This is a genomic window from Hymenobacter norwichensis DSM 15439 (assembly GCF_000420705.1).
GTDB classification, from domain to species: Bacteria; Bacteroidota; Bacteroidia; order Cytophagales; family Hymenobacteraceae; genus Hymenobacter; species Hymenobacter norwichensis.
On the sequence record NZ_ATVL01000010.1, the window covers coordinates 413,988 to 427,955 of the forward strand.

A 13,968-nucleotide genomic window follows, 5' to 3' on the forward strand; every position below is an offset into this window, starting at 1 on the left:
TCATGGTTTCTTCTACAACGACTCTCGCCCCCAAATCTATTCAGCAGCAAGTGCTGCGCATCATCAGCAAGCGCAAGTCCATCAAGCCGCAGCGCCTGCGTATCGGTAGCGACCTAAGCCGCGAGCTAGGTTTCGACACGGTCGATGTTGTCGACATTATCCTTGAGTTAGAACGCAGCTTCCACATCACCATCCCCGACGAAGTGCCCCTGGCCACCGTTGGCGACTTTGTGAGCTACGTAGCCTCACACGCCCACGCCGCATAGCCTAAACACACCTACTGCATTGCACAATAGAAAAGGCCCGAAACAAGTTGTTTCGGGCCTTTTCTATTGTGGTTGCGTTAGTAGCGCAGCGCGTCTACCGAACGTTGCCGCCCGTATTGCCACCGGTGAAACCGGTGTCGCTGCCGTAGCGGCTGCTGTCGGTGGTGTTAGCCGATACGTCGGCTTGGGGCGCGGCATCAGAAGCGGGTGCGGGTGTGCTAATGCTGGCCGGACCCGGCGTGCTGCTGTCCGGAGAGCCTAGGCCAGAGTCGGTGTTAGGCGTTTCTTTGGGAGCAGGTGTTACGTCGGTGGCGGTAGTGTGGCTGTCGGTAGGAGTGGTAGTACTATAATCGTTGTCTACTACTGCCACCGAAGGCTGGGTTTTTTCCCACTCCACGAACTTGTCCATCTCCTCTTTGATGGTGGTGCTGAACCAGGCTACCAGCGCTACGTCGTCGAGCAAGCCAAGCACCGGAATAAAGTCGGGAATCAGGTCGATGGGGCTCAGGAAGTAGAGCGTAACGGCAACGGCTCCAATAACTGTAGACGTGGGCAGGTGCGTGTATTCACCCGAAACCGATGCCCGAATCAGTCGGAACAGGGTCTGCATCGTTTCCCAAGCCTCGTGGGCAATGGAACCGATGTCGTTCTTTTCGCTGGCTTTCTTATAAGCGTCGGTGAGGAGTTGTTTTACGCGGGTTGGACGCTTCAGGTATTCTTCCGCGGTGCCCAAAAATTTCTTGAATATCGCCGACGAGGCCACCTGGTCGCCTTTGGGAGTTTGCTTAGCCATGATACAAGTAGGGTGAGAGTGAAAACGAACCGGAGCAAAAGTAGCCCCAACCGTTGTTGCCTGCCTATACTGTTTCAGCGCAAAATAGTTATCCGGAATGGTAGGCGCTGGCAATCAACAAAAAACCCTGCTCCGGAAGGGCAGGGTTTCAGTGGATACTTGCTTGTTGTGCAACCGTTAGTTGGTTTCGACGCGGCCGGCGGCGTAGAAATTGCGGTGGTAGTATTCCTGTTTCAGGGAGCTAACCATCACGCCACCGCTGCAGGCAGAATGCGCAAATTTGCCGTCTTTCAAGTAGATGCCAACGTGGTAGATAGGCTGGCCGGGGCCGCGGCGGAAGAACACCAAGTCGCCGGTTTCCATGGCGTCTTTATCAACGTGCTTTACGCTGCTGAACATCGAGCGGGAACTGCGCTGGAGCGTGATGCCGTATACTTCCTGGTACACGCGGGTCACGAAACCCGAACAGTCGGTGCCTTTTTTGGAGTTGCTGCCGTAGCGGTAAGGAGTGCCGATCCAGTCGAGCACGGTACGAAGCAACGTTTTGTTTTCGGTGTGGGCGAGGTTGACGCCGAGGGCTTGACCGTAGTAGTCGTAAGCAGCCGAGTCGTTGGCGGGAACTTCGAGTTTCTTGCTGTCGTCGTCAGAGAACAAGGAGAGCAACGAGGCTTCGGCGGCAACGGGGGCCGACGGGGAGCCGGAGAAGGAAGGAGTCTTTTCGAAGAAGAAGGAGAGGGCCATGGAGGCCGCGGCGAGGCAATACAGGGGAATATTCTTCATTGTCCGTCGTGGGGTGGCAAAAGTGGTTTTCGGAGTGGCCGAAGGAACCGGGAAGTACTTCTTATTCGATAGAAGCGGGGTGAAAAAAGGGAGGTAACAAACCAACAAAAGGTGGCAAAATCGAGAGGACTCTGTTCCGACCTATGATTCAAACTAAGCTCTAAAATTGGCAACAACCAAAGTTGGATACCGAAATGACATAATATTCTTCTAAAAGATCAACTTAATCTTGAAAAGAGCTTGCAACCCGCGCAACCAATCTGCTGGTTTGCAACGTATAATCCGCCGCCTTTTCCCTGCCTTATGAAGTCACCTATCATCATCGAGAATTCTCCCCTGGCCCGGCTGGCTCGCCTCAAGCTAGGCACCCGGAGCGTGGCTATGGTGCTGGGCAATAAAATTCACTTAAGTGGGGCTACCCGGGAGGAGTTTTTGAACGACCCGTATTGGGTGGCCCATGAAATGGAGCACATCCGGCAGTTCGAAGAGCACGGCAAACTGGGCTTTCTGCGCCGCTACCTAGTGGGCTGGGCGCGCTACGGCTACTACAATATTCCCTTCGAAATAGCCGCTCGTGAGGCCGCCCTGCTCAACGCCCCGCTTTACACTAGTGGCCAGCCACTACCCAACCCCGCCGACATGCACCAGGGACCGAAGGCGAAATAGTAAGATAGTGAACTAGTGAGTTTTCTATTCTAGTTGCGCTACTTGCGCGGTTTGAACAGCAAACTCACCACTTCACTATCTCACTATTTTACCCCTTATAAAGAAGCCAGTCGGCCACCGTCTACTACTAGGGTGGTGCCATTGACGAAGTTGGCTTCGGGAGAAGCCATGAAGCAGATAGCGGCGGCTAGTTCGTTGGGTGTGCCTACTTGGCCTGTGATTTTCTCTTTGCCGCTTTTCACGTTGGGGTTGCTCCACAGCATGGGCGTATCCACGGCGCCCGGGGCCACGGCGTTGATGCGGGCGTGGGTATGCGGAATTTCCAAGCTCAGCCCACGGACGAAGGCCTCAACGGCGCCTTTGCTGGCGGCATAGGGTACCACATTAGGAGTGGTTTGATGGGCGTGCACCGAGCTAACGGCCACAATAGCGCCGCGCTTCATGTGGGGCAAGCATAACTGCGTGAGCCGGAACAGCGCCCGTAAGTTTACGTTCATTACCTCGTCCCATTCTTTGGGGTCGAGCTTGAGCAGCGGCTTAAAGGTCATCATGGCGGCGTTACTGACCAGCACATCCACCCGACCCCAGGCATCCAAAATCTTCTGCACGGCAGCTTGCAAAGAGGCGTCGCGGCCTACATCGGCCCGAATGAAAATAGCGTCGCCGCCGGCTGCCTTTATTTCACTCACCACCTCCTTGCCATCGGCTACGTCGCGGCCCAGCACGGCTACGCAGCCACCTTCGCGGCCCATTTGGACGGCCACTGCCCGCCCGATACCCGAAGTAGCGCCCGTCACGAGGCATACCTTATTCTTGAAACGCTGCATAGCTGAAGTCGAAAGAGGGTGCCGGCTAGAGGCTATTGGTTGCAGAGAAATCGGTTTCATCTTCGCCGCCAGTTGTTGCCTTTACCCCACAAAAAAAGTTGCCGCTTCCCCGCGGCCAACGGAGAAACGGCAACCTCGACTATAAGTTTAAAAACTCTTACTTGGAAGGCTCTTCAAACACCTTGCGCATCCCCGCCGCCACCAAGCCGTCGGGAGTGATGTTAGTGAGCATGGCTTGGATTTTATTGGTGATACCGGAGATGACGCGGGTTTCGCCTTTCATCAGGGCCTCGTAACCGTCTTTGGCTACATCTTTAGGGTCGGCAAGGCCCATGACGCCGTGGGCGGCACGGGTGTTTTCGGCCCCGGCCCGCTCGAAGAAGTCGGTGTCGGTGGCGCCGGGACAGAGGGCCGTTACGGTTACGCCGGAGTCTTTCAGCTCGTTGGCCAAAGCCTCCGAGAAGCTCAGCACGAAGGATTTGGTGGCCGAGTACACCGCCATGTTGGGCGACGGGGTGAAGGCGGCCGTGGAAGCTAGCTGCAAAATCCGGCCTTTGCCGCGTGATACCATGTCGCGCCCAAACAGGAAGGTCAGCTCGGCTAGGGCTACAATATTGGTGTGAATTACGGCGCGGTTACGAGCCACGTCAGACTCCAAATAGGGGCCGTACTCGCCAAAACCAGCGTCGTTTACCAGTATATCTACGGCTAAGCCTTTGGCTTTCACTTCGTCGTACACGCGCTGGGCAGCTCCGTCGTGGCTTAGGTCTTGGGTGATGAGCGTGGGCTCAATCTGATGTACGGTGCGCAAGTGCTCGGCAAAAGTGTTGAGGCCCGTGGTGTTCTGATCGACCAGTACCAGCTGATACTTGTCTTTGGCGAAGAGATGGGCGAGTTCTTGGCCAATGCCACTGGCGGCACCGGTAATAAGAGCAACGGAAAGATTAGAATCGGCAGACATGGTGGAAAGGTTAGGTAAGTAGAGGGTACTGTGAGGCTTACTGGCTTATCGCTACTCTGGTTATGTTGAGCTTGGCTGCAAAAATCATCTGTGTAAAACCGTAACCCGCAGCTGGTTTTCAACGAATACTCTCGCACGAAAGCCGTTCAGTAGTCAGGCTTTCCTTCCGTTGTACCTTTTAAGTTATCAATCATGGCCAAGCACAATCAAGTAAACCCGACCGGTTCTTCCCTATCTGCTACCGATAGCCTCACCGACACAGCAGCGTCGCTCGGCAACGTAAACGACGATTCGTTTGAAACCACGACCAGCCAGCCTACTGCTTCGGCCTCTACGGCAGAAGGCAGTCAGCCGCAGGACACCCAGCGTAAGTCGTGGCTGAACCAAGATGAGCTGCTGAAAAACGTGAACCTGAACCAATTGCCCCAGTCAGTGAAAGACCTCGGCTCGAAAGCCGTAGACCAGTTCAACAGCCTGACCACCCAGCAGAAAGTAATTGGTGGCGCTCTACTCGTGAGCGGCCTGAGCTGGCTGGCATTGCGGAGCAAGAAATCCAAAGCATCATCGGACATCTATGCGCCCTACAATCCCAAGAAATCTGAGGATTCGAAGTGGAAATCCAGCAACGAATCGGTGTACCGCGGTGCTTCTGCCGGTCTGCACAACTCTGATACAACCTACGGCATCGAAAACGGCTTCTAAGCCAACAAGATAACTCGACAATAAAACGGCCCTGCACTCCTAGGAGTAGCGGGGCCGTTTTGTTGCTGGGCAGGCAACTGCTTGCTATAAAGCAAGTGCTATTACTGACTGCGGAAAGCGCGCAGGCGCAACGAGTTGGTTAGCACCGATACCGAGCTAAGGGCCATAGCTGCCGCCGCCAGCATAGGGGACAGCAAAATCCCGAACATCGGATACAGCACCCCCGCCGCAATGGGAATGCCCAAGATGTTGTAGATGAAAGCGAAAAATAGGTTCTGTCGAATGGTGCGGATGGTCTGGCGCGACAGTTCAATGGCCGTTACCACACCGTTCAAATCGGAGCGCATGAGCGTGATACCGGCTGCTTCCAGAGCCACATCGGTACCCGAGCCGATGGCCAAGCCAATGTCGGCCTGGGCCAGCGCTGGTGCGTCGTTGATACCGTCGCCGACCATGGCTACCACGCGGCCTTCCGCTTGCAGTTCCTTCACTTTGCTGGCCTTGTCGGCGGGCAGTACTTCCGCGAAATACCGCTTGATACCCACCTGGCTAGCTACCTGAGCGGCCGTTTGGGGGTTGTCGCCGGTCATCATTACCACTTCAATACCCAGCGCTTGCAGCTTGCGGATAGCCACTGCCGAGGTGTCGCGCACGGTATCGGCCACGCCCAGCAGCGCCACGGCCTGGCCCGCTACGGCCACGTACAGCACCGTTTTGGCTTCGGCTAATAGCTTTTCGGCTTGCGCAGTGAGTGCCGGTGAAAGCGCTATGCCAGCGTCGGTGAGCAGCCGCCGGTTGCCGATGAGCACGGGCTGGCCGGCTACCGTGGCCGATGCGCCGCGGCCTTCCAGGGCTTGAAAGTCGGTGGCAGTTACTTTCTCGGGGCTGTGCGTATCGGCGTAGCGCACCACGGCCTCCGCCAGCGGGTGCTCCGACTGGCGCTCCACAGCGGCTATTAACGGGAGCAGTTGAGTGGCGCTTTGGTTGGGTGCCACAAAATCGGTGACGGTGGGCTGGCCGCTGGTAATGGTGCCGGTTTTGTCGAGCAGCACGGTGTTCACCTGATAGGCTTTTTCCAGCGCTTCGGCGTTCCGAATCAGCACGCCGTGCTCGGCGCCTTTGCCAGTACCCACCATGATGGCCGTGGGCGTGGCCAGCCCCAACGCGCAGGGACAGGCAATGATGAGTACCGCCACAAAGTTGACCAGCGCCAGCGGCAACCGGGTGGCTTCTGGGGCGAGGCCGAACCACACCGCAAACGTGAGAATAGCAATAATCACCACCGTGGGCACAAATACGGCACTCACTTTATCGGCGAGGCGCTGAATAGGGGCGCGGCTGCCTTGGGCGTCTTCCACCAGCTTCACTATCTGGGAAAGCAGCGTGTCGGCGCCTACTTTGGTTACCCGAAAGCGAAAGGAGCCGGTTTTGTTGAGAGTGGCCCCGAACACCGGGTCGCCTGCTTTTTTCTCGACGGGCAAACTCTCCCCGGTCAGCATGGCCTCATCAACCGACGAATAGCCTTCGGTCAGGATACCGTCGGTGGCTATTTTTTCGCCAGGCCGTACCACCAGCGTATCGCCAAGCTGCACCTGCTCGATGGGCACGTCCAGCTCCTGGCCGTTGGGGCGCACTACGCGGGCGGTTTTCACTTGTAAACCCAGCAAGGCTTTCATGGCCGCCGAGGTTTGGGTTTTGGCCCGCATTTCCAGCACCTTGCCCAACAGAATCAGGGCAATGATGGTGGCCGTGGTATCGTAATAGACCTCTGGCATGAGGCCGCGGCTCATAAAGAAGTGCGGCGCCACGGTGGCGGCCAAGCTGTACAGAAAAGCTGCGCCCGTGCCCACGGCCACCAGCGTGTCCATGTTGGCGGTGCGGTGCCGCAAGCCGTTCCACGCCGATACGTAGAACTCGCGGCCACTGTAGAGCAGCACCGGCAGCGTAAGAGCCAGCAGCAAGTAGTTCAACCACTGCACGTTTAGACGCTGCATCAGGGCGGGCCACAGCATCAGCATACTCAGCGGCATAATCACCATGGCCAGCCCCAGCGCCACCCAGAAACGGCGCTTCAGCTGCTGATACGCTAGGGCTTTTTGGTGGTCCAGCTCGGCACTCCGGTCAGCGGCGCTGGTGTCGGGGGCGCGCTCCACCACGCCGTAGCCGGCCTGCACCACGGCCTCTTTCAGCGTGGCCGGGCTGGCTTGGTCGGGTAGGTAGTGGATGGTGGCTTTTTCGGTGGCGAAATTGACAAGGGCACTTTGCACGCCGGGCGTGCGGCTCAACGACTTCTCCACGAACGACGCGCACGACGCGCACGTCATTCCTTCGATGTCGAGGGTGGTAGTTTTGGGAGTGGAAGACATATAAATCAGCGAAATAAAAGCGGTAGGCCTATTTTGGCGTACAGTTGCCGTACAGCGTAAAGGCAATACAAAGGAACGGCCAGCCACCGCGCCGGGCAGTACGTAATCTTGAACAAGACCTACATAATTTCTAGTGCCCCAACCCGCGGATGTTGCCCAGGAAATTGCCCCGGCAGCCTCGCTGGCCGTAAACCAACCCCTGATGCGCAATTCCGAATACGATGCAGTAGTAGTGGGCTCGGGCCCGAACGGGCTGGCGGCGGCCATTGTGCTGCAACAGGCGGGCTTGTCGGTGCTGCTGCTCGAAGGCAAGAAAGAACTGGGCGGCGGTTTGCGCACCGCCGAGCTAACCTTGCCTGGCTTCCGCCACGACATCTGCTCGGCCATTCACCCACTGGCCGCCGCCTCGCCCTTTTTCCAAACCTTGCCGCTGGCGCAATACGGCCTGGAGTACATCACGCCTCCCGTTGCTGCCGCGCACCCCTTCGACGACGGCACGGCCGCCACAGTGGTCAACTCCCTGGCTGACACCGCCCGGAGCCTGGGCGCCGACGAACGCGCCTATCGGCAGCTGCTGGAACCCATCGTGAAGAGTTGGCCGAACCTGGCCCCCGACATCCTGGCCCCGTTGCACGTGCCCAACCACCCGCTCGATATGGCCCGGTTCGGCTTGTCGGCCCTGCAACCGGCTACGCTGCTGACCAAGCGTTTCCAGACCAAAGAAGCGCGCGGATTGTTTGCCGGCATGGCCGCCCACGCCATTCAGCCGCTGGAAAACCTGACCACTTCGGCCATTGGCTTGGTGCTGCTGACGGCCGCTCACCGCAAGGGCTGGCCGCTGCCCAAAGGCGGCTCGCAGCAAATTGCCGATGCGCTGGTGGCGCACTTCGTGGCCCTGGGTGGACAAATTGAAACCGGCACCTTCATTCGGTCCTCAGCACAGCTGCCCTCAGCCAAAGCGGTGCTGCTGGACATCACGCCGGCCCAATTGCTGCAACTAGCCGGGCACAAGCTCTCCAGTATCTATCAGTGGCAACTGCGGCGCTACCGCTACGGCATGGGCGTGTTCAAAGTGGATTGGGCCCTGGACGCCCCGATTCCGTTCACGGCCGAAGGCTGCCACCAAGCCGGCACGGTGCACTTGGGCGGGACGCTGGAAGAAATTGCCGCCGGCGAAAAAGCCAGTGCCGCCGGTCAGCACCCCGCCAAGCCGTTCGTGTTGCTGGCCCAGCAAAGTCTCTTCGACGATACGCGCGCCCCGGCCGGCAAGCACACCGCCTGGGCCTACTGCCACGTCCCGAATGGTTCGACGCAGGACATGACCACCGCCATTGAACAGCAGGTGGAGCGGTTTGCACCCGGCTTCCGGGAGCGAATCATCGGCCGCCACACCTTCAACCCCGCTCAAATGGAAGCCCACAACCCCAACTACGTGGGCGGCGACATCAACGGGGGCCTGCTCGACCTCACCCAGCTCTTCACCCGCCCCGCGCTGCGCGCCTCGCCCTACCGCACCTCGCAAGCCGGGCTGTATTTGTGCTCGTCGGCCACGCCGCCCGGCGGGGGGGTGCACGGCATGTGCGGCTACCACGCCGCCAGCCGCGCCCTGCGCGACGTGTTTCACTTAAAACCCGCCCCTTTGTATTAGGAGCCTATGTAATCAGGTAATTATGGAACTGCGCCCCGGCCCGATACTCTAGGCTGTGTGGACAGTAAATAGTCTACAGCAGATTATAATCGAAGGTCCGTCATGCAGAGGCAGAGCCGAAGCATCTCGCGTGCTGACGTTAGATTAGTAATCCTGCGTCAGCACGCGAGATGCTTCGGCTCTGCCTCTGCATGACTGCTTTTGTTAGGTTGCTGTCCACATAGGTTAGAATGTCGAACGGGGGCGCGGCAACTGTGGGTGTAGGCTGGAGGGCCTATTGGCTGCGGTTACTCTGGCCTGGGTGCTTCGCCGATGGTGAACAGATTGTCGCCTTTGTTGATGGGTGGCGTGGCCGTCATCAGCAACACCACCCCGTTGATGGGCGCTACTACGTCAGTCAGGTGGTTGCCGAATAGGTCAGTTACGTAGCCTAGCTTGCGGCCTTTGTAAATAAACTCGCCGGCTTTCACTTGGGGGAAGAAAAAGCCGGTATGCTGGCTGTCGATGCTCACGCGCCGGGTAACCAGATAGGGGGCCGGGGCGGCGGGTAGGGTGCCTTCCTCGATGCGCAAATGCACTAGCAGCCGGTGCAGCGCCTGCCCGATAAGAGCCACGTTTTCGGCCTCGGGCATGCCCAGGCGGCCACACTCAATATCGGCCGCCGGAATGCCTCGCTTGATGGCTTCGCGGGAACAGTATACGCTTTCCGCCTTGAGCGTGGGCTCGTTGCCGAACTGAATTACGTAGGGAAAGCCCATGGCCACGGCCATTTGCCGGCCTTTTTCGGATAGCTCGGGGGTATCGAAGTAGTTGTAGTAGCCGGCGTAAGGGCGCAGGTCTTCGGGGGCGTCGCCGGCGTGCACGTCCACCACATAGTTGCAGCGGCCAATGATGTCGTTGCTTAGCAGCCAAGCCAGCCGCTCGGTGACGGTACCGTTGGCCTTGCCCGGAAATACCCGGTTCAAGTTCTTGTTGTCCTGAGGGTTGACGTTTACGCTACGCCCCAGGAAGCCCGACACGTTAGCCAGATGCACCAGAATAACCGTGCCGCTGAGTTGGGTGGGGTCCAGTTCTCGCGCCAGCTGCTGAGCCGCCAGAATGGGCGGGTACTCATAGCCGTGCACCCCGGCAATGATGCCCAGCACCGGCCCCGGCTTACGCCCCTGGAACACCGTCACGGGCACCACCGCTGTGTCGCGCCCATCAATTACCGACAGCAGCACGGCCAGCTTCTGGCCCGGCGCTATTGACTTGCCGTTGAATTGAAAAGGCTTGCGGGGTGCGGCTACGAGGGAGGTGTTTACAACAAGAAAACCAGTAAGCAGCAGGCAAAAACGCAGTAAAATCAACATTGAAAGGCAATCAGGTAAAGAAAAAGCCAGCGGCTTGGAGCGTGTTTACAACCTCCTAGCGCGGCGAAACCGGGCGCACCCGCAGCAGCATCAACCCCAGTCCGTACACGGCTGCCACGCTCAGCAGCAGCTTCAAAAGCCCGTGCTGGGCGGTAGCTAGCTCCGGCTGGCTGGTGAAGGAATGCCGGGGCTCCTGGGCGTAGTCAGCGTGGGTGAATTCCACTTTGCGGAACAGAAAGGGGTAGTAAAACGCCCGTAGCGAATCGTGGTAGCGGGTGGCGCTGCGCTGGAAAGCCAGGTGCGTAGGTAGGTCGGAGCCGGCCAGGGCGTTGAGGCTGGTTTGGGCGTTGATGGCCGGGGAAAGCAGGTTGAGGGTTTCTACTAGGTTGTGGCGCGCTTGCAGGCCGGTGGCGTAGGCGGCGGCTTGCGGCGCCACGGCCAGGTCGCCGAGGTGCTGGAAGGCGTAGTACCAGCGCCACACGAACCGCTCCCGAATAGTAGCTGTGTCGCGCCACTGCGGGTAAAGGGCGAAAAAGCGGTTCATGGTTTCCGTTTTGGGTCGGTCCCAACCGCCGTGGATTTCCTCGCGCTGCTTGATGGTCAACTCGATGCCTTGCGGCAGCGGGCGGGCCGCCGCCACGCCCAAGCTCAGCAGGCTGGGTACCAGCACCACCAACGCCAGCCACACGCCCAGCAGCGCCACGGCATTCACGGCCGAGGTGCGCTGCAAGGCCGTGACCACCAGCACCACCCCAAACCAGAACAAGCAATACAAGGTGCTAAGCGCCAGCCAGCTAAACACGCGGCCATCCAACGGTACCCCGGCCCACGCCATGCCTACCCCCGACAGCAGCCACACCAGCCCCAGCACCAGCGCCACCCGGAAGGCCAGCTTGGCGGCAATAACCGTGGCCGACCGAATGGGCTGGGCCAGCAGCAGCGGCAAAATGCCTTCTTCCCGCTCACTGGACAGCAAATTGAAGCTCAAGGCAACGACCAACAACGGCAGCAGATACACCAGCACAAAAGCCAGGTCGAAGTTGCCGCTGAGCAGCTTCATGGGGTTGGTGTTATCGGTGGCATAGAGCTGGTTTTGGAGGCCCAGCAGGCGCAGCTTCACGTAGCTGGGGTTCACGTCGCGGAGGCCCAGGGAGAGGGCGGCCCACGGGTCGGGGTGGTGCACGGCGAAGGTGGAGTGGTAGTACCCGATGTCGCCGGCGTCGGCCGGGCCGGGGAACTTCACTTTCAGCTCCTCCACGTTGCGGTGGGTTAGCTCGGGCAGGGCGGCCAGTTGCTGCCGTTGCCGCTCTATTTCGGTGGTGCCGTAGTAGATGCCGTAGACACCCGTGGCCAGTAGCAGTCCGCAAAGCAAAACCAGGCCCTTGGCCGCCCGGAAGTGGCGCCACTCGGCGGCAAATAATATCCAGAATACGCGCATCAGCTTAGGCAACAGACGTTTTAGAAATCAGGCGCAGTCCCAGCCAGCACAAGCCCACAGCCCAAAGCAGCAGGGCCGCCACCGGCAGCAGCAGGCGCGGGAGCACCCAGCCCAGCGAAGGCGCCTGGTACGTGAAGACCGGCAGCTCACGCCAGGTGTCGGCCCCGAGGCGGCGCTCTTTGTCGCCGTGGCCCATGCTGGCTTGTAGGCCGTTTAGGCGCTGCACCAGCCCGTAGCGGTAGGCTTCGGCGGCCTGCTGGAAGTGCACGTAATGCGCAAAATCAGAGCCGGCTAAGCCCATCGAGAGCGGCCGGATGGCTTGGTAGGGGTTCAGCAACCCGGCCCAGTTGGAGAGGCGGTTTTGTTGCTCGTAGGTGGCATTGAGGGCCGCAAAATGCTGCTGATACACCTTGGCCGAATATTCCTCGCCGGCTGCCATCTGCACCCCGGCCAAACTCACCGGCAGCTTTTCCTCTGAGTCAACGCCGTACTTCTTCAGCAGGGCCGCCTTCAGGGCTTCCGCGCGTTGGTCGTGCGGGTCGTGGCCATCAATGCCGTGCTGGGCCTGCTCGTGCACCTCGGCGTCCATCTGGGCTTTGGTGATGGTGGGGTAGAGCGTGGCGCCCAGGTTGGCGGTGGCTTTGGGCAGAATAATGCAGCCCAGAATCCAGAAGCCCAGCAGCGTAATCAGGGCCGCGCGGGAGCTGGCCTGCCAGGCCGATACTACCACCGCCCCCACCACAAACACAAAGAAGTACACCGCGTAACCGACCACAAACAGCACCAAGCGCGCCACCAAATCGGGGCCGCCGGTGAACTCTTCGCCGGTAAACAGCAACGCCGCCGCCAGCACCAGGGCCGGTGCTACCACCAGCGCCACCGCCCGGCTGTAGCCCACAATTTTGCCCCAGGCTACCTGCCGCAAGGTTACGCCTTGGCTGAGCAGCAGCTTGAGGGTGCCCGTTTCGCGCTCCTCCGTGAAGGCCCCAAAACACAGGAAAATAATCAGCAGCGGCACCAGCAGTTGCAGCACAAAGGCCACCGTCATTTCCCCAAACCGAATAAGCGAACCGGCCTGCTGGGCTTGGCTGAAGTTGATGCTGTTCTGCTGGTGGGCCTCCAGGTACGCGACGCTGCCGGTAAAGGAGTCCACGCCGGAATCCAGCAAGCTCAGCCCCGACTTTGGCCGGAACGCAAACGAGCCGTAGTGGGCCACGCGGTGCGGGTGCCGGGCCGGCTGGTTGCGAAACTGGTCGTTCACGGTTTGCTGGGCCAGTTGGCGCTCCTGTTGCAGGGTGCGGTACGAGGCTCGGCCCACCAGTGTGGCCGCCAGCAGCAAGAGCAGCACCAGCCCGCTGAGCACCGCAAAGCGCCGGTCGCGCAGGGTGCTGACAAATTCTTTTTGCGCAATGGTCTGTATCATCGGCTAGTTCATGTAGGTGAGGTAGAGCTGCTCCAGCTCTTGCGCGTTCAAGGTGGCGGTGGGGCGCACGTCCACCAGCTCGCCTTCGCGCATGATGCCCACGCGGGTGCCCACTTCCTTGGCCCTGAAAATGTCGTGGGTGGCCATGAGCACGGCCGTGCCCTGCTCGCTAAGGCGGCGTAGCAACTCCGAAAACTCGTTGCTGGCTTTGGGGTCGAGGCCGGAGGTAGGCTCATCGAGCAGCAGCACCTTGGCGTGCTTGGCAACGGCAATGGCAATGCCCACCTTCTGGCGCATGCCCTTGGAGTAGGTGCCCACCCGCCGCCGTACGGCTTCCGTGGGCAGGCCGGCATCGGTGAGGTAGGCTAGCAGCTCGCTCTCTGGGTATTTGAAGCCCGCCAAACTGCTAAACAAAGCCAGGTTTTCCAGCCCCGACAAATGGGGGTAGAGCATCACGTTTTCCGGAATGTATGCCAGGTGCTTCTTGATTTCGAGCGGGTTGGCGGCCACTTCCAGCCCACCCACAAAGGCTGCGCCCGAAGTCGGGGCAATGAAGCCCAGAAACAGGTTGATGGTCGTGGACTTGCCGGCCCCATTCTGGCCCAGCAAGCAGAAAATTTCGCCTGGCGCAATCTGCAAGTTCAGTTCGCGCAAGGCCAGCTTATCGGCGTACTGCTTGCGCAGTTCCCGGGCTTCGAGAAGGTAGGTCATAGGGTGATTTTCGATTAGTAAAAGGCCGTCATGCT

12 protein-coding genes and 1 pseudogene are annotated in these 13,968 nt (G+C 59.5%); 4 read left to right on the forward strand and 9 right to left on the reverse strand.

Features of this window, described 5'->3' with window-relative positions:
- Positions 1–2: 2 nt before the first annotated feature.
- Positions 3–266: an acyl carrier protein gene (locus tag G536_RS0119820; protein ID WP_022825349.1), complete on the forward strand. Its 264-nt coding sequence runs from the start codon at positions 3–5 to the stop codon at positions 264–266.
- Between the two features lie 439 nt (positions 267–705).
- On the opposite strand, the pseudogene G536_RS33000 reads toward G536_RS0119820, so the two are convergent.
- Positions 706–1,059: pseudogene (locus G536_RS33000) on the reverse strand (YkvA family protein); the annotation flags it as partial.
- 177 nt (positions 1,060–1,236) lie between these two features.
- The gene (locus G536_RS29020; protein WP_022825351.1) at positions 1,237–1,839 is read right to left on the reverse strand and encodes a C40 family peptidase; all 603 of its coding nucleotides are present in this window, start codon (positions 1,837–1,839) and stop codon (positions 1,237–1,239) included.
- 303 nt (positions 1,840–2,142) lie between these two features.
- Here G536_RS29020 and G536_RS0119835 point away from each other — a divergent pair, with 303 nt between their 5' ends.
- Entirely contained in the window at positions 2,143–2,505 is a 363-nt protein-coding gene (locus tag G536_RS0119835; protein ID WP_022825352.1) for a hypothetical protein, read from the forward strand.
- 95 nt (positions 2,506–2,600) lie between these two features.
- Here G536_RS0119835 and G536_RS0119840 read toward each other — a convergent pair whose 3' ends face one another.
- Both G536_RS0119840 and G536_RS29025 read right to left on the reverse strand, forming a co-directional pair.
- Positions 2,601–3,332: an SDR family NAD(P)-dependent oxidoreductase gene (locus G536_RS0119840; RefSeq protein WP_026880403.1), complete on the reverse strand. Its 732-nt coding sequence runs from the start codon at positions 3,330–3,332 to the stop codon at positions 2,601–2,603.
- Positions 3,333–3,489: 157 nt separating this feature from the next.
- Positions 3,490–4,293, reverse strand: coding sequence for an SDR family NAD(P)-dependent oxidoreductase (locus tag G536_RS29025; protein ID WP_022825354.1), 804 nt, complete (start codon positions 4,291–4,293; stop codon positions 3,490–3,492).
- 192 nt (positions 4,294–4,485) lie between these two features.
- On the opposite strand from G536_RS29025, the gene G536_RS0119850 reads away from it, so the two are divergent.
- Positions 4,486–4,995 carry a hypothetical protein gene (locus tag G536_RS0119850; protein WP_022825355.1) on the forward strand — a complete coding sequence of 170 codons (510 nt, stop codon included), beginning with the start codon at positions 4,486–4,488 and terminating at the stop codon, positions 4,993–4,995.
- 101 nt (positions 4,996–5,096) lie between these two features.
- Here the strand turns inward: G536_RS0119850 and G536_RS0119855 are convergent, their stop codons facing one another.
- Entirely contained in the window at positions 5,097–7,361 is a 2,265-nt protein-coding gene (locus G536_RS0119855; protein ID WP_022825356.1) for a heavy metal translocating P-type ATPase, read from the reverse strand.
- Positions 7,362–7,563: 202 nt separating this feature from the next.
- On the opposite strand from G536_RS0119855, the gene G536_RS0119860 reads away from it, so the two are divergent.
- The gene (locus G536_RS0119860; RefSeq protein WP_026880404.1) at positions 7,564–9,009 is read left to right on the forward strand and encodes a phytoene desaturase family protein; all 1,446 of its coding nucleotides are present in this window, start codon (positions 7,564–7,566) and stop codon (positions 9,007–9,009) included.
- 287 nt (positions 9,010–9,296) lie between these two features.
- Here the strand turns inward: G536_RS0119860 and G536_RS0119865 are convergent, their stop codons facing one another.
- From G536_RS0119865 to G536_RS0119880, 4 genes are read right to left on the reverse strand one after another with little or no spacing between them, the layout of a single operon-like run.
- Positions 9,297–10,361 (reverse strand): M14 family metallopeptidase, encoded by a 1,065-nt coding sequence (locus G536_RS0119865; RefSeq protein ID WP_022825358.1) that lies wholly within the window; start codon positions 10,359–10,361, stop codon positions 9,297–9,299.
- A 55-nt stretch (positions 10,362–10,416) separates the two neighbouring features.
- The gene (locus G536_RS29030; protein WP_022825359.1) at positions 10,417–11,799 is read right to left on the reverse strand and encodes an ABC transporter permease; all 1,383 of its coding nucleotides are present in this window, start codon (positions 11,797–11,799) and stop codon (positions 10,417–10,419) included.
- Between the two features lie 4 nt (positions 11,800–11,803).
- The gene (locus tag G536_RS0119875; RefSeq protein ID WP_022825360.1) at positions 11,804–13,222 is read right to left on the reverse strand and encodes an ABC transporter permease; all 1,419 of its coding nucleotides are present in this window, start codon (positions 13,220–13,222) and stop codon (positions 11,804–11,806) included.
- Between the two features lie 3 nt (positions 13,223–13,225).
- A complete protein-coding gene (locus G536_RS0119880; RefSeq protein ID WP_022825361.1) occupies positions 13,226–13,933 on the reverse strand; it encodes an ABC transporter ATP-binding protein in 708 nt (235 codons plus the stop codon).
- Positions 13,934–13,968: the final 35 nt, after the last annotated feature.